This is a genomic window from Chrysiogenia bacterium (assembly GCA_020434085.1).
Taxonomy (GTDB): domain Bacteria; phylum JAGRBM01; class JAGRBM01; order JAGRBM01; family JAGRBM01; genus JAGRBM01.
Genome location: JAGRBM010000147.1, coordinates 1 through 20,305 on the forward strand (window position 1 = coordinate 1; position 20,305 = coordinate 20,305).

Consider the following 20,305-nt stretch of genomic DNA (forward strand, 5'->3'; position numbering starts at 1 on the left):
CAGGTGCTCCTTGAGCACCATGGCAATGGTGTAGGGTTCATGCCCCATGGAGCACGCCGCGCTCCAGACCCGAAGCACCCGGTCGCGGCGGCCCTCTGCAGCCTCTCGTTTGAGCTGCGGAATGATCGTGTGTTCCAGGTATTCAAACTGCTGGGGCTCACGAAAGAACCGGGTTTCGTTGGTCGAGATCAGATCGATCATCTGGATGAGCTCGGCCCCGGTTTCATCCTTTTTCACATACTCGTAGTATTCACCGTATTTGCGGAGCCCCAGCGCACGCAGACGCTTGGCAAGCCGCGCCATGACGAGCGCCTTCTTGTGCGGCGCCAGATTGATCCCCACCTCACTGAAGATCAGATCACGCAACAGGCGAAACTCGCCCTCGGTGATGGGGCGCGGCGCATCAACAAAGGCGGACGGGGCCGGCCCGTCCGCCCTGTTGGACTGCAATGCACTCACGCAGGACTCGCCTCTTCGCTCACGCCTTCAGAGGCGGCTGCTTCGGCTTCATCTTCTTCCTCATCACTGGAGGCTTCGAGTTTCTCGAGATCCGATTCGTCGAGTTCGGAGAGCGCGACGATCTCATCGTTTGAGAGAATCTGGTCGATGTCGAGCAACATGCTCAGCCGCCCGTCGATCTTGCCCATGCCCTTGAGGCACTCCACACGGATGCGTGCACCGAACTCGGGCACTTCCTCGATATCGCTCTCGGCCAGTTCAATGACATCACTGACCCGGTCGCACATGACACCCATCACCGTTCGCTCGGTATCGTCAAGCTGGACTTCCGTAATGACGATGCAGGTCCACTTGCTTACCTGCGTGTGGTCGAGGCCGAACTTCGCCCCAAGGTCCACGACCGGAATGACCGAGCCGCGCAGGTTGATGACGCCGCGAACGTGCCGGGGCGTGGAGGGCACCTTCGTCACCCTCTTGTATTCGATGATTTCCTTGACCCTCAGAATTTCCAGTGCGTATTCCTCGTCTCCGAGAAAGAAGCTCAGGTACTGTGGTCGCTCATTCACTTCGTTCAATGCTTCCATTCAACACCGTCCCTTCTTAAAACGACTGAAAATCGGAATCGTTGTAATGGCTGCTTGATCCGTTGCCGCCGCTCTTGGCTGCGTAAGCGGCAACGACCGCGCCATTTCCTTTACCGTTGGCTTTTCGCGCGGAAGCGCTCGCGCGCTGCTGCTTGCCGCTGAGGCGGAAGAAGGCCATGAGCTGCTGGAGCCCCTCGGCCTGCGAGGAGAGCTCTTCGGCCGTGCTGGCCAATTCCTCGGCGGACGAGGCGTTCGACTGGGTGATCTGCTCCATCTGGGACATGGCCGTCGTCACCTGCGCGACGCCGGTGGCCTGTTCCTGGGAGGCGGCGTTCACCTCGCGCACGAGCTCGGCAGTCTTCTGGATCGAAGGCACGAGCGAGCGGAGCAGCTCGCCCGAGCGCTCGGCCACATCGACGCTGGAACCGGCAAGCTTGCTGATTTCGGCAGCAGCCTTCTGGCTGCGACCGGCGAGCTGGCGCACTTCCGTGGCCACGACGGCAAAGCCCTTGCCGTGCTCGCCCGCGCGGGCGGCCTCGATCGCGGCGTTGAGCGCGAGCAGATTGGTCTGGTAGGCGATCTCTTCAATGATGGAGACGCGCTCGGCGATGTCGTTCATGGCAGTGACCGTCTGGGCCACGGCGACGCCGCTCTCTTCGGCGTCCCTGGCGCCCTTGCTGGCCATCTCCTCCATCATGCGGCTGTTGCTCGCGTTCTGATCGATGGACGTGCTCATCTCCTGCAGGCTCGTGCCTGTTTCCTCAGCGGCGGCGGCCTGTTCGCTGGTTCCCTGCGTGAGGCTCTGCGCCGAAGCCGAGACCTGGCCCGAAGCGCTGGTCAGCGATTCGGCGCCGGCGGAGACTTCGCCCACCACTTCCGAGAGTTTCTCGACCATGAGCTGCAGCGCCTGACCCAGCGTGTCCTTCTCGGAGCGCGACTTCACCATGACGCTCAGGTCACCATCGGCGATCGACTGGGCCGCCCGCGCCATGGCGTCATTTGAGGTAACCATGCTCTCCATTGCGCGGAGCAGTTCACCCATCTCGTCGTTGGAGGTGACCTCGACTTTCACGTGGGTATCGCCCTGCGCGACCGCATTGGCCACCTGGAGCGCGGAATCCAGCGGCCGAATGATCATCCGGCGGGCCATCCACAGGCTGATGACGCCCAGAATCAGGCCGATCACAAGGAAGGTCTGCTGGTACCCACCGAGCTGCTGGATCGATGCCGTCGCCGTGGTTTCGTAGCGGTGGACTGCAGCGGCCATCGAGCTGAGCAGTGTCACGTTGTGTTCTTCGATGTAACTTTCCGCATTCAGGAAGGGCGGGGTGATATCCAGCGCGTGAGTGGCCTGGGTTGAGAAACCCTGCCAGGTTCGCTCAACCCGGCGCAACTGATCCATGATTGCACCGCTGGAGCGCCCGTACTGGCTCTCTGACAGGAGGAGCTTCTTGAGGATTTCGTCGAATTCGGCGATTTGAGCCCGCGTATCTTCAACGAGCGAATCCCGCATGCTCGCTGCCAAAACGCCCTTGGAGATTGACTGGGAGAGCATCCGCAGGCGGCCTGCGATGTTTACAAGCTCCGCGTCAACGCCGGCCTTGGCCATGAGCTGAACGGCGTCATCGGCCTCGCGCAGCAACTGGTCGTTTTTGTCAACGATGTAGGTGCGCGAGGTACGAAACCCTTCACCATTCTCGATCACATAGGTCACTTTTTCTTTGAACAGACGCCAGGTGTTCCTGGTATCCTGAAGGTGCCCGAGCGTCTCGGCGTCCGTCGTGGCCGGAATGCCCAGGCCCGCGTCACCGCCGATCAGCCCCTGCAACACGCGGTCGAACTGCTCTTCATCGGCCTTGAGCTCCGACTCACTGGAAGCGCCTTTCATGATATCGAAGGCGTTCTTGGCCATCCGCTGCGTCAGCATGCGCTGTGCGCCCGCCAGGTTGATGACCCGTCCATTGGATTCGTTCTCATCGAGGGTTCGGGACGTCATCCACGAACCGATCGCGATAAAGAGAACAAAGAGGAAGGTGATACTTCCGATTTTGTGTTCCACACCCAGTTTCATTTTCCTACTCTCCTGTAAAAACTTTCATGGCCGCCGGTATCCCCGGCCGCTCATTTGGATTCCGCTATCTAAAAAGCCCGGAAATCGGAATCGGAGTACTCGCCCGCCTTGCCGTTCGATCCCTTCGCCGGTGCGGGCACATAGGCACTGGCAGAGCCGTTGCCGCTGCTTGCCCGCGCCTGACGTTTCCTGCGTCCGTCGAGCGAGAAGTAGGCCATGAGCTGCTGGAGGCCTTCAGCCTGCGAGGAAAGTTCTTCAGCCGTGCTGGCCAGTTCCTCGGCCGAGGAGGCATTGGACTGCGTGATCTGCTCCATCTGGGACATGGCCGTCGTTACCTGGGCGACGCCGCTGGCCTGTTCCTGGGAGGCGGCATTTACTTCACGCACCAGATCGGCCGTCTTCTGGATCGAGGGCACAAGCGAGCGAAGCAGCTCGCCCGAGCGCTCGGCCACTGCCACGCTGGAGCCCGCAAGCTTGCTGATCTCGGCGGCGGCCGTCTGGGCGCGCCCTGCAAGTTGGCGGACTTCCGTGGCCACGACGGCAAAGCCCTTGCCGTGCTCACCGGCACGCGCGGCCTCGATAGCCGCGTTGAGCGCAAGCAGGTTGGTCTGGTACGCAATTTCCTCGATGATGGTCACGCGCTCGGCAATGTCGCTCATGGCCATGACGGTCTGGGCGACGGCCGAGCCGCTCTCTTCGGCTTCACGCGCGCCCTTGCTGGCCATTTCTTCCATCAGGCGGCTGTTCTCGGCGTTCTGGTCGATCGACGTGCTCATCTCCTGCAGACTGGTGCCGGTTTCTTCGGCGGCGGCGGCCTGCTCGCTGGTTCCCTGCGTCAGGCTCTGCGCCGAGGAGGACACCTGCCCCGAGGCGCTGGTAAGCGACTCGGCACCCGCAGTCACCTCGCTCACCACATCGGCGAGCTTGTCCACCATCTCGGAAAGGGCAATACCCAGCGCGTCCTTGTCCGAGCGAGCGTTCACACGCACGGTCAGATCGCCGGCAGCCACGCGAACGGCGGCGTCAACGATGATCTTGTTGGAGCGAACCATGGCATCCATGGCGTTGATGAGCGTGCCGACTTCGTCCTGGCTACGCTTCGAAGGAAGCCGCACGTCCGGATCGCCCTCGGCGAGCTGATTGGCAGCGTTCACCGCGTCCCCGAGCGGCCCGGTGATGCCGCGAATGATCAGTATGGAGACCAGAAAAGCCACCAGAATTCCAACACCCGCGCCAACCATCACCTCGTTACGAACTCGTTCATACTCGGCATTGGCAGTGTCATACTCGGATTTTGCCCCGCCGAGCTCGGAATCGGTTAGCTCATTGAGCACTGCCGAGATTGGATCGATCATCGGGTAGAGATCTTCTGCCGCAAGCCGGGCCAGTCCTTCGCGATCCTTGGCTTCCATGAGAGTTCTCATCCTGCGAATCATCACATCGGCGCGGCGCATCTGTGTCTCGGCCCGCTCGGACATCTGCGTCTCGGCGGCATGAATGCTGCCCTGGTTCGAAGACGTGTAGGCGGCCCAATCTTGCCGAACACGCCTTTCCGCCTCGTCGATATTGCGGATCCCCTCGCTCCAGCTCATACTCCCGTCCCGAACCTTGTGCGCCGTGTCCACGATGTTCACCGCGTACGTATCGGCCACGGATTTCAGCTCCCGCAGGGGCACCACGCGGTCGGTGTAGACCCGTTCCAGGCCCTCATCGGAGTGGTGCATTCCCGTCAGCCCCAGGTTGCCCACCAGCGCTATGATCACCGACATGGCGATCACCAGGCCGATCAGCCTCGTTCCAATTTTCAGATTCGCAAACATTTTCCCCAAACCTTTCTCCTCGTGAACGGTTCACGAGGACGAGCTCATGCAGTCAAATTTTCTTCGGTGTCGGATTCATCACCGGCCTCACCATCCTCGCGCCCCAGGTATCCGCGCTCCGCAAGGAGCTGGAACAAGGCGGGCACGTCGATGATCAGGGCCACCTTCCCATCCCACAAAATCGAGGAGCCCGAAATGCCGGGCACCCGTTCGAACATTTTTCCCAGGGGCTTGATGATCGTCTGCCCCTCACCCAGAACTTCGTCGACGACAAGCGCCGCGCGGTGATTCTCATATCGGACCAGCAGAATCTGCTGGCGCCTGGCCTTTGCGCCTCCGGTGTGGAAGACGTTTCGCAGCGGGGCGAAGGCCACCGGCTCACCACGCAAATTGAGCACGCCGGTGCGCTCGGCACTCTCACGCTGCTCCTCTGTCAGGTCGATGCACTCGGAGATCGCGTGAATCGGGATGATGAAAATCTCCCCGCCGGCGCTCACCATGAAGCCTTCGATGATGGCCAGGGTCAGTGGCAGGCGGATGCGAATGGTCACGCCCTTGCCGGGGTGGTTCTCGATGTGAACTTCACCACGAATCTGCTCGATCTTCTTGCGAACGATGTCCATTCCGACGCCGCGGCCCGAGATGTTCGTGATCTTCTCGGCCGTGCTGAGCCCGCTCTCAAAGATCAGGGCGTCGATCTGCTCGTTGCTGAGTTTGATGCTCTCATCGAGCAGGCCCGTATCAATCGCCTTCCGACGAAGTTTTTCGCGATCGATGCCGCGCCCATCATCCTCGATGGTCAGGTAGATGCTTCCCTCCCGCTGCTCGGCGCGGATGGAGATGCGGGCCTCCACGTCCTTGCCGGCGCTCACGCGATCGGCCGGCGATTCGATGCCGTGGTCAACGGCATTCCGAATGATGTGAGTCAGCGGCTCGCGCATTCGCTCGACAATCGACTTGTCGAGTTCCACTTCACTGCCCGAGAGCGAGAGCTCGATGCGCTTGCCCATTCCGGCCGACATTTCCCGCACCAGACGGATGAAGGGGCGGAAGAGCTCATCGATGTTGATCATGCGCGTGCTGAGGATCTGGTCCTGCATGGCGCGGGCGTGCTGGGAGAGCTGCTCGAGCGCATCGAGCACTTCCTGGCTAGATGCGCCTTCTTCGACCATGCGGCGCACGCGCAGGTTGCTCACATTGAGCTCGCCCGCCAGGTTCATCAGGTTATCGAGTTTGTAGGTATCGATACGGACCGCCGCCAGTTTTTCATCCCCGTTGACGGCCTTGATGGCATTGGGCGTCGGGGCGGAATCCTGGAGCGGCTCCACGATGACCTTGATTGAGTCATCGAAAACGAAGCATCCTTCGCGAATCTCATCGATCTGTTTGTCGGATTCGAGTTCCACAACGTAGCGAAGGGAGAGTGCGTCGGGGTTCTTCAGCCGGTCGAGTGGCAGGACGCTGGAGGGATCGAGCTTGCACGAAACGACGGTCCCAAGTTCCGAAAGATCGTCGAAGATGTAACGGGGTTCGAAGGCCTCCGGCAGCACTTCTCCCGGATACTGAAGGGTCATCCGGTATCCGTATCGCCCGGTCTGGTCCTCGGGGAGGGGCGCCTTGCCCACCAGGTCCGAGATCACCGCGATCGATGCAAACGGCAGTTCGCCATCGCCAGAGAGGGCGGCATCTCGAATCGCGTAAAGTGCAGCGAACACCGGCTCCGCCAGGGCGGGGGTGACGATGCGCTCGGCCTCGCGAATTGGGTGGAGCGCATCTTCAAGGCTGTGGGAGAAACGCTCGAGTTCCTGACGGCCCACGACCGCGGCGTTTCCCTTGATTGAATGAATGGAACGGAACAGGGTCTTGAGCGCCGAGCCATCGAGCGGCTCGCGCTCCAGGGTGAGCAACGCACTCTCGGCGCGCTCGACCTGTTCCTCGGTTTCGCGGCGAAAGACCTCTAGTAGTTCCTTCTCCGTTGGGAGCTTCTCGTCACCCACTTCGTAGCTCCTTGACCCACACGTTTCCCGTATGACTTTCCATGATCACCTTTCGGCCGACCGTTCCGCCCAGCGCGGAGGCCTTCACCGTAATTCCCTGTTCGCGCAGCAGCTCGCGCGCGGCCGCAATGTTGCGCTCTCCGATGCGAAGGTGTGCCAGCGTCGGGCGCGGTGAGAGCTGCGCACCGCCGAAGACCTTGGCCACCAGATTTCTCTCGCGCGCGCCTGCAATGATCATTCGCGCCACCAGCGTCTCGAATGCGGGCTCTGCATAACGCAGCGGGTTGACATCCGAGCTGCCCGGCGCGCCGTCCATCAGGAAGTGATTCATTCCCCCGATGCCGGCAGCCGCGTCGTAGAGCAGGATTCCCACGCACGAGCCCAGCACGGTACTGATGTGGGTGGGCTCCTTTGCCACGTACACATCACCGGGAAGCAGAAACTTCCTGGGGAAATCCCCCGCCATCGGCGCGGGCTTTATCAGCGGCGCTGCGCTCAAAGTCCCAGATCCTCATCCAGACGGTTGGCCTTGGCCGCTTCGCGCACCGGATCGGAGACAAGGTTGTAGGAAAACACCTTGCCGTTCTCGCGCGCATAGACAGCCCCGGAGAGCAGAAGCTGCAACCCGGCGGCATCGATTTCGATGACGTTGCCCGCGTCGATCTCGATTTTCGCCTCTGCGTCGATGAGCTCCCTCAGGCTCTGGCGGAGCTGGTCGAGCTGACCGCGAACCAGACAGGCCGGCAGGGCATAGTTCTGCGCTGTTTGTTTTCTTGCCATGGTATGGGACTTTCCTCAGACCGCACGCAGCGCATCAACCGCAAGGCGTGCGCGCAAATCCGCGGCCAGAGAGCCCATCACGCCGCTGCGCTCATGCATCAGCGCCGCATAGAATGCGCGCGCCACATGGGTCGTCAGCAGCTCGAAGAGCGAGACATCGGTTTCGGTGAATGCCGGTTTCTGGGGAAGCAGGCCGTAGACCACGACCACGCCGAGCAATTCTTCCTCGATCTTGAGGGGCACGACGGCCGCCGGCGAGAGCGCGGGGTCATCCGAGACCCACAGCTTCCCGCTTCGCAACACTTCCTGAATCTTCGGATGCGTGGGCGTCGGGCGCGCCATCTGCTGCTCGCCCTGGGTGACTTCGGCAACCAGCTCGAGCGGCAGTTCCTCGGTGTCCTCATCGGCGAGGAAGAACATGCCGAACTGCTCGGAGCCCACAAGGTTCACCACAATCTCCTGAACGATCTCCATGATCTCCTCGACGTCCAGCGTGTTGGAGAGCCGCTGCGAAGCGACATAGAGGTTCACGAAACGAAAGTGCTCTTCTTCGGAAAGCGAGCAGCGGTCGCGCAGCTCGTGATTTTCCGCTTCGACGATCTGAACCCGCTGGCTCAGTTCCTCGAGTTGCGCGCGCAGCGCCCCCAGGTCTTCAACCTTGTCCATTGTGCCCTCCCCCATTTTCTCTACCGCCCTGCCGTCAATGCCTGGATCTTCGTGAGCAACTCGCCGCGCTGAATCGGCTTCGTGATGTAGTCGACGCATCCGTTGGAATAGGCGCGTTCGACGTAGTCTTCTTCGCCGCGCGTGGTGACCATGATGATGGGAATGCCGGCGGTCGCATCGTCCTCGCGCAACTTGCCCACGGCCTCGATGCCGTCCATTTCAGGCATCATCACGTCCATCAGAATGAGATCGGGACGCTCGGCGCGGGCCATATCGAGCGCTTCTCTGCCGTTGCGTGCGATCACGTATTCAAATTCTTCGCTGCCCAGCAGCATCTGCTCGAACATGATCTGGGTCTGCTGGTCGTCGACCAGTAGGACCTTGGTCCTCCGCCGCGGACCCGTATCTACGATTTGTCGTGCGTGTTCCATATGTTCCCCCTTCTTGCCTAGATCGCTGCCCGCGCCGTGGAGCGTTTTTCGAGCAGACGTGTGACGGTCGAGACGAGTTCCGCGTCGCTTGCCGATTTGGAGACCGCGGCCTCGGCGCCGATGTCCTGCATGGCGGCCGAGAGGCGCCCGGCTGCTTCGGACGAATAGACGACGATTGGAATGTCCATGCGCCGCTTGATTGCCCGGCCGACGGCACGCCCGTCGATGGTGGGCATCTGCAGATCGAGAATGATCAGGTCGGGCGGCGTGTCGGAAAAGACGTGCGTCTTCGTGTCTACCCAGGAATCGGTCGTGCTGAGCACAATCGGCAATCCGTGGAATGCCAGACGAATTCGTGCATGCACTGATGCGGCGTCATCCAATACCAAAACTCTTGCTGACTTCATTGCGTCCCCTCGCGTGCTTTCCGCCCCTCTCTTGGGCGCTTTCCCGGCTGCCGAAACTTCCCCTGCTGAAATAGCGTTCATCCCGCTTCTCCCCTTGCGCCCACACCGATGTATTTCTGAATCTTCCCGCGCAGCTCTTCGCGGTCGATTGGCTTGGTCAGGAAATCTTCGAAGCCATAGAGCTGGGCCGTCTTGGCATGAACCAGTTCATTGGCGGCAGTGACCATGATCACCGGAATGTGGCAGGTCTCAGCGGTTTGCTTGAGGCGCTCGCAGACGCGAAACCCACTGACGTTGGGCATCATCACATCGAGCAGGATCACGTCGGGTCGGAACTGCTCGGCAAGCGCGATGGCTTCCCGGCCGGTCCGCGCCACGATGAAGTCGTACTCACGCGAGCCCAGCATCATCTTCTGCGCGATGATGGAAGTTTCGGCGTCGTCGACGATCAGCACGCGCCAGCGTCCCTCTCGCACAGAGGCGACCTTCGCCATCTGCTCCCCACCTTCATCCACGATCTCGTTGCCACTCATCCGTTGCTGCTCCAGTTGCATACGACTGCGCAATGCCGGGCCAGACCCGGCAAGCCGATCGACGTATTGAAATTCAGTTCCCGCTGTCGGCGCCCTATTGAGCAAGGGGCATGCCGCGCCTGCGTGCAATGCGACAAATCTGCAGAGTATTCTTCTGGCTCATACGAGAAGATACAGGTAACTTACTGGAATAACTGGCCATTCAAGCGAAACTAGGACGTCTCCGGAATGGACAAATATGTCAGGCTGCTCTCAGAGTAGGTTTCTGGGGATACAGACAGGCCGAGCGTAATTCGATGTCACGGAGACACAATTGCCGACAAAGTTGTCCATCACGCCGTTTCTGTCACGCAATGACAAACGGAGTGAGATGCCTCGGAATGCACGAAAATAGCAGTTTCAGGCCAATTCTGAGTCGACCGGAAGCAAGACTCTACTGGCGTGGACGGGTCGAATTCGGCGTGGGTGCTGGAAATGACAAATATGTCGAATCAAGACAGTCCGGTTGGAGCCTCTACTCGGCTTCGCCGCTCAGGATACGGCTCAGGGTGCGGGCGGAGACACCAAGAATGCTGGCGGCCTCGGCCTGGTTCCCACCGGCCTTCTCAAGGGTTGCCTCAACGGCGCGGCGCTTGGCCTCGCGTTCGATGTCCTTGAGGGTACGCCCCTCGATCGGTCCGAGAAATACTCCACCCACCGGCAACGTGCAGCCACGCTCGCTCATGGAGTTGCAAAAAACGGAGTCTTCTTCGGATTCGGACCCGCTAAAGCCGGCCGGCAAGCGGATGCGGTAGTCGCCGTGCACGATGAGTGAACGCTCGACCACGTTTCGCAACTCGCGAATGTTGCCCGGCCAGTCGTAGCGCTCAAAGGCCTCGAGCACCCCGTCGTCAAAAGTGACCTGATCGGTGTGTCGCCCCAGCATTTCCTTGCAGATCTGGGTCACCAGGTCAGGAATGTCCTCCACCCGCTCTCGAAGCGCCGGCAGGCGCAGCAACAAGGTGGAAAGCCGGTAGTAGAGGTCCGGGCGGAACTCGCCGGAACTCAGGCGGGGCTCGAACTCCTTGTTCGTCGCTGAAATGACCCAGAAATCACTGTGAATGAGCTTGTTCCCGCCCACGCGGCGAAAACGGCGCTCTTCCAGGGTCCTCAGAAGCTTGGCCTGCGCGCTCAGCGGCATGTCCCCGATCTCGTCCAGGAACAGCGTCCCCCCGTTGGCCAGCTCCATCAGGCCGAGCTTCCTGGCGTGCGCCCCGGTGAAGGCGCCCTTCTCGTGGCCGAAGAGCTCGGACTCAAACATGGAGTGCTCAAAGGTTGCACAGTTGAGCGCAACGAAGGGCATGTGCGCCCTGGGGCTGCGATTGTGCAAAGTACGGGCGGCGCGTTCCTTGCCCACCCCCGTCTCGCCAACGATCAGGACCGGCGCCGGTGCCGCCAGCGCATAGCGCTCAATCAGGTCAAAAATTCCGCGGATGCGCTCAGTGCTCGCTTCAGTCAGTTCAAAGTAGGCATTCGACTTCTGCGTCGGACGTGAGAGGATTTCGTTCTGCTTGCGTAGAGTCGATGTCTCAAAAGCTTTTTCGACCTTCGTCCGGAGCATCTCATCGTCGACCGGCTCGGCGATGTAATCGACCGCCCCCAGCCGAATGCATTCAACAACGGCAGCAACATCCGCCCTGGACGCCAGCATTAGGACCTGCGGAGAGGGTGTTTCACGCACGAGTTCGCGCAGCAAATCCAGACCGCTGCCATCGGAAAGCTGCTCGTGAAGCACTGCCACGTCATATTCGGATTCGGAGAGCAGGACACGCGCCTCTGCCAGGGATGTCGCCGAAACCACGACAATTCCGGCACGCGAGAGAACCTCCCCGAAGCGAAGGGAGGAATCCGGGCGTTCATCGACGAGCAAGACCCGGCGGGTCCGGCTACCTGGTTTGTCGGTGAGCTCGGAGTCCGAGGCCCCGTCCCCGGGGTTTCCGTCTGTTCGCGAACGATGGGCAATCATCTGATGCGTTTACCTGCTGCCGGCTGCGGCGAAGTCCGCAGATCCCAACAAAGTCCCGCCGGTGCATGCTCAACATCCATCGAACCATCGACCTGCCGGGCATGCCCCTGCATTAACACTCAATTGGAACTGTTCCCCGCGACGGATTGTTTCTGATCAGTGACTGACTCGCAAGTGCGTCACCGTTTTTCGGGCAAATTGAAATGCTGTTTCAGATTTGATGCAGCTACGACAACGCGCGTCATAGATGTTTCTGACAAACTCAGGCGGACACACACCACTGCGAGGCAGCGTTTTTCGCCGGATACAAGAAAACCCGCCGAAAGCGGGTTCTCCTGCATTTGTTCAGCCCTCTGGACGGGCGCATTGACAAGCTCAGCGGCTCAACTCGCGCGCAAGGTCCGCGGCAGTACACCCCGCCGTGTGCGGGCTGCGGTGCAGGGCCCGACGGGCCCTGGGATCAGCCGCCAGTTTCTCATGCAATGCATCCACTGTCAGGCCGTGGGCGCTGGCGACTTCCTCTACTTCCTGCGCTGCGCGCTGGCGGGCTTTGAAGAGCTGCATCTGAATTCTGCTGTACACGTTCACCGCTGCATCCCCGCTGGTTTCAATGGGAAGAAAGATTGCCTGCGGGTGCAACTCGGTGATCAGGCTCTGCACCCCGTCCGAGACCCCGCTCGAGGGCATGCATCCAAACGGTTTCACGCTGATTGTCATATTCACCTTGTTGTGCACGACATTCTGAATGACTTTGCCGATTTCCATGTGCCCTTCACCGCCACGCAGGTGGTTGTCGTAGTGACGATGGGCGATCTCGGCAACCTCATTCTGGTCGGGCAGATGATAATCCTTGAGCCCCATGATCTTTGCGTAGCTGTAGAAGAAGAACTTGAGCACTTTCTCGGCCACCCACAGCCCCAGCAGCTTGCCACGCACGTTCACGCCGTGCAGGCCGTTGCGATCCTGATCGGTGGCCTTGAGTTCCATGCGGCGTTTCGTGTCATACCGCGATTCCCAGAGCAGGTAGAGCAGCCAGGCGCTGACGAGCTGGATGTCCACCTCGGCCCCCTCGCCCTCCAGGAAACGCTGGAGCTTGTAGTTGCCGTCTCCCTCGGTGGTCATGGCCCAGAATTCGCCGATGATCGCCACCCGCGGCTTGATGCGCGTGCGGTCCACCTCGATCTTCGAGAGAATCTTTCGGCAACGCCATGCTGCGACAAAGAGGGACTTCTTCTTTGAGAGCGCCGTGCAGATGACCTCGCGGCACTCGGTAATGGCCGCGTCGGTGGCGCCGGGCACCACCTCATAGGGACGGATGCGATACATGAGGGCATTGAGCACGTCACCGATGATGACGGCGCGGAACATGCGCGCGATCAGCAGATTGTCGGGATTGAAGCCCCGGCCCGTCTCCGACTGGATCGCCCCGCTTTGGGAGATGAGGATCACGCGAAAGCCCTCGAAACCCGCATCGCGCAGCGCCTTGCGATACTCGGTGGCATACATCCCGAAGCGGCAGGGCCCGCAGGCACCGGCCGTGAGAAAGATGTATTTCTCGACGATCTCGCGGGTGTCCATCCCCTCGTCGTCGCGCAGGTGCGTGAGGAATTTCACGAGATTCCCAACCGTGAAGTAGGTCGGGTTGCACTGGCCGCGATTGCCGAACTCCTTGCCGTAGCGCAGCGCCTGGTTGTCGGGGCAGTCGAGAATCTCGACCTTGTAGCCGCCGGACTCGATGGCCGAGCGAAGGAAGACGTCATGGGCGTGGGTAAGTCCCGCCACCAGGATGGTCGTGTGCTCGCGCTGCGCGCGGGTGAACTCATTGGGGTTCTTGTCGATCCACTGGGGTCGCTCCTCAACGGGCGGTATGGCCTCTGGTTCCGCGCGGAACTGGTGGACGTGGGAATTTTCCTGGGTCGCTGAAATGCTCATGGTTTTCGCTCCGTTTCTGCTCAGACGGCCACGCGCGCTCGCTCGAGCGGGCGTTCTTCTTCGGTTTCGCTATCATCGGTTCTGGAGATTCCCTGCAGCACTTCCTGACGGAGCTGCAGGCTGTAGGCATAAGTCTTCACGCGAATCTTGATCGAGCCCGAGGGCTTGTTGGCGTCGATGTCGTGCAGCGCCGAATAGGGCGTGCCCGCGGTGTTGATGATGGAATCGATGATGCCGTAGGTGGGCGCGTCGTGGCCGCACTTGAAGCTGGATAGATCGAGCACCGCCACGTTGGGGTGGCGCGCGGCGAACTTGGCAGCCCACACCTTCTGGGCGCTGTTGGCACTGTAGTTCTCGGGCCACACGTCCCGAATGTCCAGCGCGCTCTCCACCCGAGCGCTGCGCAGGTCCCCGGCGAAGAAACGCGCGAGCCAAGCCGGGTCCTTGGGCACCGAGCGCATGGAGACCACCGGATAGCCCAGCGCCTGAAACTCCTCGGTGATGGAGTGATTGAGTCCCGGATCGTTGTGGTAGGGGCGCCCGAGCAGCAGGATGCACATGCGCCCGTCGGCCTCGACCTGCTCGAGAATGGCGCGGCCCTTTTCCTCAAGATCGCGATCGAACTCCGCGAGTGCCTTAAGACCCTGCGTGACGGCAAAATCGCTCTCGTCCTCGGTGACGCCGAGCCGCTCGCCCCAGGCTTCGAACATCTGGTGACGCAGATAGGTGGGTTCGGCAAAGGTCGCGGGCGCATCCACATACTCAATCCCGCGCGTGGCGAAGAAATCCTGCTCTTTGGTGAAGGCCGCACGGATGACCTTGGGCGTGCCCGAGACGATGGGGCACGAGGCCACGTCCATGAGTCCCTCCAGGTAGGAGGGCACGTGGGTGATACACGGGAAATACAGATAGTCGAGCGGGCGCTTCTCGGTGTGCTTGTGAAAGAGCAGGTGGTGGATGTGTGCCTGCACGACCTTGCTGGGGTAGCACGGATCGACAGAGCCGTATTTGCCGCCCTCGTGGAAGAGTTCCTCGCTCGTCTCGTCGCTGAAGACGACGTTGCGCGAGAGGATGCCGAGACTCTCGAAGTAGGTGCGCCAGAACGGGCCGGTGCTCCACATGTTGAGCACCCGCGGCATTCCGATGCGCAGTTTTGCGCGCCGCTCGGCGGCAGCCTGGGAGGATCGCTCAAAAGCGCGGCGCACGGGTTTCCGTTTGATGCCGCCGAGCAGGGTGCGCCTGACCTCGACGCTCTCGATCATGGTTTCCGGCGCGGGCAGCGGTTCGGCCTCGTGCCAGTGACTGAACGCCCGGCGCGCCTCGTAGGTGACCAGGTTGGGATAGGTCTTCAGGATCTCGCGGCGTCGCTCGTTGAGACGCTTCAGGGCGTCCTCATCTTCAACCGTGCCCTTCTCGCAGGAAAAGCCGGCGATGTAGCGGGCGCTCGTGCCGTCGGGAGTCTGGGTGTCGATGAAAGAGCGCGAGCAGTTGTTCGGGCAGAAATGGCAGCGCGTCGATTCGTCGTTGCGCGTCGTATAGGAAATGTCGATGGCCTCGTCGAGGCCGACGAAGGTGGTCCCGCCGCGCTGCTGCACGACGCGAAGGGTCTCCATCGCCGCGCCGATGGCGCCGGCCTCCCCCGTGTGGGGATGAACGAAGACCTCGGCGCCGGGCACGCGTTCCTTGATGTAATCGACCTGGGCCTTTACCGCCGCGAGGTTGTGCTGGGTGCCACCCTGCAGGACGTAGCGCGTCCCCAGTTCTGCCATGCGCGGAATCTGCACCACGTATTGCCAGACGTTCTTGGGAAGCACCATGGCAAGTCCCGCCATCAGTTCTTCCTTGCTGTAGCCCTCTTTCTGAAAGTTCACGCGGTCGGAATCGAGGAACACTGCGCACCCGTAACTGAAGGTCGGTGAGAGCTGCGCGGCAAAGGCGGTCTGCGCATACTCGGTAACCGGCACGCCGAACTGGTCGGCCATGGCCTGCAACAGCATGCCGTTGCCGGCGCTGCACTGGTTGGAAAGACGGAAGTCGCGCAGCTCTTTATTCTTCATAAAGAGCACCTTGATGTCCTGGCCGCCGATGTCGCAGATGACATCGATGTCGCCGAAAAAGTGCACGGCGCTCTTCATGTGGGCGACGGTCTCGACAATGTTCACGTCGGCGCGCAATGCTTTTTCGAGCACGTCGGCCGCGTAGCCCGTGGCCCCGAAGCCCACGATTTCAAGCCGGGCCCCCTGCCCCTCGACGTAGTCCCTGAGCCGCGCGAGCATCTCCTTGGTGTCCTGAATGGGGTTGCCCTTGGAAAGCTGGTATTCCTTCTTGAGGATCGTCCCCGCTTCGTCGACCAGCACGAGCTTCGAAGAGGTCGAGCCGCCATCCAGGCCGATTACCCCGCGCACTGTTTCGCCGCGCTCAAAGCGCGCAGACTCGAATTTTTCAATGTGATACTCGGCCGCGAACTGCTCGTATTCTTTGGTATGCGCCACCAGCGGCGGCCCCGAGGACTCGCCCAGCGCGGCCTTGCGCCCGTTCTGGATGAACTCGCGCAGGCCTTCAAGCCCGGCGTAGGTGCCCACGCTCACCGGCTCATGCAGGCCGTAGAGCACGGCGCCGTAGGCGGCATAGAGCTCGGCATTCTCGGGCGCAAAGACGAGTTCCTCGATGGGGACGTCTTTGGGATAGTCATAGCCGCGCTCATTCCAGGTTTCCGGGATGCGCTTTCGCCAGCACTCCTGCAGAAACGGCAGGTAGGTGTTGGGCCCGCCCAGCAGAAGCACTTTGTGCTTCAGGGTATTGCCACGGGTGAGCACCGAGAGATTCTGCATCACGATCGCGTCGGCCAGCGAGCACATGATCTCCTGCGCCGGAATTCCAGTCTTCACAAGGTTGACGATGTCGGTCTCTGCGAAGACGCCGCACTTGGCGGCCACGTGGTGGAGCTGCGCGTCGTTGAAGGGGATCTTTGCGACCTCCTCCTGGGGCAGGCCCACCTTGATCATGCATTTGTCGATGGTGGCGCCGGTTCCCGAGGCACACTTGTCGTTCATGGACGTCTGCGCCTGTTTGTCACCTGTTTCGGCGTTTTCCTTGAAGATGATGATCTTGGCGTCCTGCCCGCCCAACTCGACGACGCTGCCGACGTCGGGGTGAAGGGCCTCGACCGCCATGGTGACGGCGTTGACCTCCTGCACGAACTTCGCACCCACGGGGGCCGCGATGGGTCCGGCGCCAGAGCCGGTGATGAACACACGGATGTTCTCGGCGGGCGTATCGGGAAACGCATTCCCGATGCGCACGAGAAAGTCGGCGACGGTCTCGGGCTGGCGCGTGTTGTGACGCTTATAGTCGTTCCAGAGGATTTCCCGGGTCTCCGGGTCGACAACGACGGCTTTTACCGTGGTCGAGCCGACATCGATGCCCAGGACGAGCCGCTCGTGGCGGCGCTCGGTGGTCTCGTGCAAGATCTTGGTCCTCACTTCGAGTCGGGAAACCCGGCGCCAGCCTCCCCCGGCCAGGGCCTCTTCCCCGCGATATTTCCGAACCCGAATCCGGCCCCAGATGTAGACTGACACGTTAGTCTATTACACTTTGAATTATCACAGCCCTTCCCCGGCGCGCAAGCAGATGTTTGTAAATAGCTGGCATCATTGATGTTTTCGAGACTTTTTCAGGCTCTCCCATTGCCCCGGGGCCCACGCGCCGATAAGCTCGGGTCATGAGCAAGGACCCCGCCACCGTGCCCGCCGAGGCATCCGAGCCCTCAGAGGACGGGCGCGTCACCCGCGCGAAGGAGCAGCGCGAAGCCCGCCGCGAGCAGCTTCTCGAGGCCGGCCGCAGCGTCTTTGCAGAGCGCGGCTACCACGCCACCGCCATCAGCGACATCATCGATGCCGCCGATGTCTCGCGCGGGACCTTCTACCTCTACTTCGAGAGCAAGCGGGCCATCTTTGAAGAGATTTTGGATGACGTGTTTGCGCGGCTTCTCGAGAGCGTCGTCACCATCGAGACCGCGCCCGGCAACCCGCCGGTGATGGAGCAGCTTCACGACAACGTGCACCGCGTGCTCGAAGTCATTGTGGCCAATCGCTACCTGCCCCACATCCTGCGCCGCACGGCCGTCGGGATCGACCCCGACTTCGACGACAAGCTCGCCGACTTCTACAAGTCTCTGACCGACCTGCTCGCGCGCACGCTCACGACCGGCATCGCGCTGGGCATTCTCCGCCCGCTCGATACCGAGGTCGTCTCCCACTGCATCCTGGGCAGCGTGAAGGAACTCACCACCTTCTACCTGGGCGGCGACCCCGAAGGCGCGCCCGACACCGGTGCGCTGGTCGAAGAACTGATCCGCTACAACCTGGTCGGGATTCTCAAGAAATAACTACGCCTGCAGCATGTAGGACAGCTCGCCGTGGGCGACGGCCTTGCCGTCTTCATCGACGGCTTCGGTCTGAAGAAAAACGATGCTGCGGCCGCGGCGCCGCACGCTGGCGTGGCAGATGACATCCTTCTCGGTGACCGCGCCCATGTAGTGGATGTGCATGTCGATGGTGACGATGCGTTTGGGAAATGTCTCCCCCACATTGGAGAAGATCGCCCCGACCACGGCGGTGTCGATCAGGGACGCGAGCGCGCCGCCGTGGACGATGCCGGCCGGCTGGTTGAGCTCGGGCCGGTAGGGAAGCCGCATGCGGGCGTAGTCCTTGCGCACTTCTTCGAAGTAGAGCCCCAGGAACTTTGGATAGGGCGCCTGCTTGATGATGTTCTTGATTTGTTCTTCTGCCGCGGGCGCAATGGCCTCGAAGTTTGCGGGCACGTGTTCCATGGGATCTCTCCGTTCGGGCAACTGAGCCGGATTCAGAAAAACCGGGTCTCGCAGCTATTTGGATGCGGTTTTTGCGTGTTTGGGTTCCGGTCTTGTTAGCGGCACGGCGGGGCCGCTGCAACCCCGGGGCCTTCACCGGCATCTGTTCGTATGGGATTGCCCGTTTGCGGGCGAAAAAGGATGGATGCGATGAGGAAACTGACACTGATCACGGCACTTGCCCTGAGCGCACTCTGGGGCGGCTGCCGGAGCCAGTCCCCCGGCCCCGCACCGGCCGAGGCAAAAGCCCCGGATCTGGTCGTCTCCAGCCCGAAGGAAACCACCCCCACCGCCGCAGAGGCCCTGGGCATTCTTCCCGAGGACCTGGGAGTCCCTGTCGGGACGCAGGTGCCCGACTTCACTCTCACCACCGCCGAGGGCAAGGCCGTGAGCCTGGGCTCCCTTGTCGCGCAGCGCCCCACCCTCGTCTTCTTCTACCGGGGCGGCTGGTGCCCGTACTGCAACTTCCAGGTGCGCGAGTTCCAGCTCCACCACGAGCTCTTCGAGAACGTGGGCGTGGGCATCGCGGCCATCAGCGTCGATACCCAGAACGGGGCGCTGGCCGCCAAGCGCGCCTACGAGATCTCCTACCCTGTGCTCAGCGATCCCGACCTCGCGGCCCACAAGGCCTTCAACGTCTCGCTCGAACTCGACGCCGCTACCCGGACCCTCTACAAGGGCTACGGCATCGATCTCGAAGCCTGGTCAGGCAAGGACCACCACACGATCGCGGTGCCGAGCATGTTCCTTGTCGACTCGACCCGCACCGTTCGCTGGGCCCACGCCGACATGGACTACAAGACCCGCCCCAGCGCGCTGGCCGTGCTGGGGGCGGTAAAGACCTGGTTCAAGGCGCTGCCGCAGGAATAGCCTCCCCCCTTCCCGTCGCGCTAGGCTCCGGCCACCCCCGATTGGGAGGGGGCGGAGGCTTTCCGTGGAAGTTTTTCTGACCAGCGAGGCCCTGATCTCTCTGGCGACCCTGACGGCCCTGGAGATTGTCCTGGGCATCGACAACATCGTCTTCATCTCGATCCTGACCGGCAGGCTGCCCAAGTCCCAGCAGGGAAAAGCCCAGAAGGTGGGGCTCGCACTGGCGCTGCTCATGCGTCTGGGGCTGCTGCTGGCCATTTCGTGGATCATGGGCCTTACAGAGCCGCTCCTTGTCGTGCTCGGCAAGGAGCTCACCGGCCGCTCTCTCATCCTGCTGGGCGGCGGCCTGTTCCTGATCGCCAAGAGTACCCACGAGATCTATGAAAAGCTCGAAGTGGAGCAGCACGAGACGGGGGCTGCTGCCGGCGGCGCCACCTTCGGCATGGTGCTCGCCCAGATCATGGCTCTCGACATGGTGTTCTCCCTGGATTCGGTCATCACCGCCGTGGGCATGGTCCAGCACATCCCCATTATGGTGGCCGCCATGGTCATCGCCGTCGGCGTGATGATGAGCTTCGCCCGGGCCGTGGGAGACTTCGTGAACCGCCACCCGAGCATGAAGATCCTGGCGCTCTCGTTCCTCCTGCTCATCGGCGTGATGCTGGTGGTCGAGGCACTCGACCATCACGTGAACAAGGGCTACATCTACTTCGCCATGGCTTTCTCTTTGTTCGTGGAGCTGCTGAACATGCGCATTCGCAAGAGCCGGCGGGCCCCGGTCAAGCTGCACCAGCGATTCGAGTCCATCGACATCGACGAATTGCAGGCCCCATCGGGCGCGTAGGAAATCAGGGACCTGGAAACATCACCCATGGGCTCA

General features: G+C 61.6%; 18 protein-coding genes. 3 read left to right on the forward strand and 15 right to left on the reverse strand.

The features are described 5' to 3' along the window. The 14 genes from KDH09_04795 to KDH09_04860 form a co-directional block, all read right to left on the reverse strand. A partial coding sequence (locus KDH09_04795) for a protein-glutamate O-methyltransferase CheR (GenBank protein ID MCB0218991.1) occupies nt 1-459 on the reverse strand: 459 nt, incomplete at its 3' end. Next, nucleotides 456-1,043, reverse strand: a complete 588-nt coding sequence (locus KDH09_04800) for a purine-binding chemotaxis protein CheW (protein MCB0218992.1) — start codon at nt 1,041-1,043, stop codon at nt 456-458. The genes KDH09_04800 and KDH09_04795, both read right to left, overlap by 4 nt. 16 nt (nt 1,044-1,059) lie before the next feature. After that, complete coding sequence (locus KDH09_04805) at nt 1,060-3,102, reverse strand: type IV pili methyl-accepting chemotaxis transducer N-terminal domain-containing protein (GenBank protein MCB0218993.1); 2,043 nt, start codon at nt 3,100-3,102, stop codon at nt 1,060-1,062. Nucleotides 3,103-3,182: 80 nt separating this feature from the next. After that, nucleotides 3,183-4,469 carry a HAMP domain-containing protein gene (locus KDH09_04810; protein MCB0218994.1) on the reverse strand — a complete coding sequence of 429 codons (1,287 nt, stop codon included), beginning with the start codon at nt 4,467-4,469 and terminating at the stop codon, nt 3,183-3,185. Between the two features lie 509 nt (nt 4,470-4,978). Beyond that, on the reverse strand, nt 4,979-6,931 hold the full coding sequence (locus KDH09_04815) for a chemotaxis protein CheA (GenBank protein MCB0218995.1): 1,953 nt from the start codon (nt 6,929-6,931) through the stop codon (nt 4,979-4,981). Further along, a complete protein-coding gene (locus KDH09_04820; protein ID MCB0218996.1) occupies nt 6,924-7,430 on the reverse strand; it encodes a chemotaxis protein CheD in 507 nt (168 codons plus the stop codon). The genes KDH09_04815 and KDH09_04820 overlap by 8 nt, the downstream gene beginning before the upstream one ends. Then, nucleotides 7,427-7,711 carry an STAS domain-containing protein gene (locus KDH09_04825; protein ID MCB0218997.1) on the reverse strand — a complete coding sequence of 95 codons (285 nt, stop codon included), beginning with the start codon at nt 7,709-7,711 and terminating at the stop codon, nt 7,427-7,429. The genes KDH09_04820 and KDH09_04825 overlap by 4 nt, the downstream gene beginning before the upstream one ends. A gap of 15 nt (nt 7,712-7,726) precedes the next feature. Then, complete coding sequence (locus tag KDH09_04830) at nt 7,727-8,377, reverse strand: GAF domain-containing protein (GenBank protein ID MCB0218998.1); 651 nt, start codon at nt 8,375-8,377, stop codon at nt 7,727-7,729. Nucleotides 8,378-8,397: 20 nt separating this feature from the next. After that, on the reverse strand, nt 8,398-8,808 hold the full coding sequence (locus tag KDH09_04835) for a response regulator (protein ID MCB0218999.1): 411 nt from the start codon (nt 8,806-8,808) through the stop codon (nt 8,398-8,400). Nucleotides 8,809-8,825: 17 nt separating this feature from the next. After that, nucleotides 8,826-9,173: a response regulator gene (locus KDH09_04840; protein ID MCB0219000.1), complete on the reverse strand. Its 348-nt coding sequence runs from the start codon at nt 9,171-9,173 to the stop codon at nt 8,826-8,828. A 119-nt stretch (nt 9,174-9,292) separates the two neighbouring features. After that, nucleotides 9,293-9,748, reverse strand: a complete 456-nt coding sequence (locus KDH09_04845; GenBank protein MCB0219001.1) for a response regulator — start codon at nt 9,746-9,748, stop codon at nt 9,293-9,295. 514 nt (nt 9,749-10,262) lie between these two features. Next, nucleotides 10,263-11,753, reverse strand: coding sequence for a sigma-54-dependent Fis family transcriptional regulator (locus KDH09_04850; GenBank protein MCB0219002.1), 1,491 nt, complete (start codon nt 11,751-11,753; stop codon nt 10,263-10,265). Between the two features lie 375 nt (nt 11,754-12,128). After that, complete coding sequence (locus KDH09_04855; protein MCB0219003.1) at nt 12,129-13,685, reverse strand: 2-hydroxyglutaryl-CoA dehydratase; 1,557 nt, start codon at nt 13,683-13,685, stop codon at nt 12,129-12,131. A gap of 20 nt (nt 13,686-13,705) precedes the next feature. Further along, nucleotides 13,706-17,152 carry a CoA activase gene (locus tag KDH09_04860; GenBank protein MCB0219004.1) on the reverse strand — a complete coding sequence of 1,149 codons (3,447 nt, stop codon included), beginning with the start codon at nt 17,150-17,152 and terminating at the stop codon, nt 13,706-13,708. Nucleotides 17,153-17,406: 254 nt separating this feature from the next. Here KDH09_04860 and KDH09_04865 point away from each other — a divergent pair, with 254 nt between their 5' ends. Continuing rightward, complete coding sequence (locus tag KDH09_04865; protein MCB0219005.1) at nt 17,407-18,072, forward strand: TetR/AcrR family transcriptional regulator; 666 nt, start codon at nt 17,407-17,409, stop codon at nt 18,070-18,072. Here KDH09_04865 and KDH09_04870 read toward each other — a convergent pair whose 3' ends face one another. Then, nucleotides 18,073-18,516: a PaaI family thioesterase gene (locus KDH09_04870; protein ID MCB0219006.1), complete on the reverse strand. Its 444-nt coding sequence runs from the start codon at nt 18,514-18,516 to the stop codon at nt 18,073-18,075. Between the two features lie 189 nt (nt 18,517-18,705). Between KDH09_04870 and KDH09_04875 the strand changes: the two genes are divergently transcribed. Both KDH09_04875 and KDH09_04880 read left to right on the forward strand, forming a co-directional pair. Further along, complete coding sequence (locus KDH09_04875) at nt 18,706-19,425, forward strand: AhpC/TSA family protein (GenBank protein MCB0219007.1); 720 nt, start codon at nt 18,706-18,708, stop codon at nt 19,423-19,425. A 64-nt stretch (nt 19,426-19,489) separates the two neighbouring features. Then, nucleotides 19,490-20,269 (forward strand): TerC family protein, encoded by a 780-nt coding sequence (locus KDH09_04880; protein ID MCB0219008.1) that lies wholly within the window; start codon nt 19,490-19,492, stop codon nt 20,267-20,269. Nucleotides 20,270-20,305 lie beyond the last annotated feature (36 nt).

Coding starts and splice junctions, on each gene's coding strand:
- KDH09_04845 (MCB0219001.1), bottom strand. CDS start 9,748: ATGAGTGGCAACGAGATCGTGGATGAAGGTGGGGAGCAGATGGCGAAG.
- KDH09_04825 (MCB0218997.1), bottom strand. CDS start 7,711: ATGGCAAGAAAACAAACAGCGCAGAACTATGCCCTGCCGGCCTGTCTG.
- KDH09_04875 (MCB0219007.1), top strand. CDS start 18,706: ATGAGGAAACTGACACTGATCACGGCACTTGCCCTGAGCGCACTCTGG.
- KDH09_04800 (MCB0218992.1), bottom strand. CDS start 1,043: ATGGAAGCATTGAACGAAGTGAATGAGCGACCACAGTACCTGAGCTTC.
- KDH09_04835 (MCB0218999.1), bottom strand. CDS start 8,808: ATGGAACACGCACGACAAATCGTAGATACGGGTCCGCGGCGGAGGACC.
- KDH09_04865 (MCB0219005.1), top strand. CDS start 17,407: ATGAGCAAGGACCCCGCCACCGTGCCCGCCGAGGCATCCGAGCCCTCA.
- KDH09_04850 (MCB0219002.1), bottom strand. CDS start 11,753: ATGATTGCCCATCGTTCGCGAACAGACGGAAACCCCGGGGACGGGGCC.
- KDH09_04830 (MCB0218998.1), bottom strand. CDS start 8,377: ATGGACAAGGTTGAAGACCTGGGGGCGCTGCGCGCGCAACTCGAGGAA.
- KDH09_04870 (MCB0219006.1), bottom strand. CDS start 18,516: ATGGAACACGTGCCCGCAAACTTCGAGGCCATTGCGCCCGCGGCAGAA.
- KDH09_04855 (MCB0219003.1), bottom strand. CDS start 13,685: ATGAGCATTTCAGCGACCCAGGAAAATTCCCACGTCCACCAGTTCCGC.
- KDH09_04810 (MCB0218994.1), bottom strand. CDS start 4,469: ATGATCGATCCAATCTCGGCAGTGCTCAATGAGCTAACCGATTCCGAG.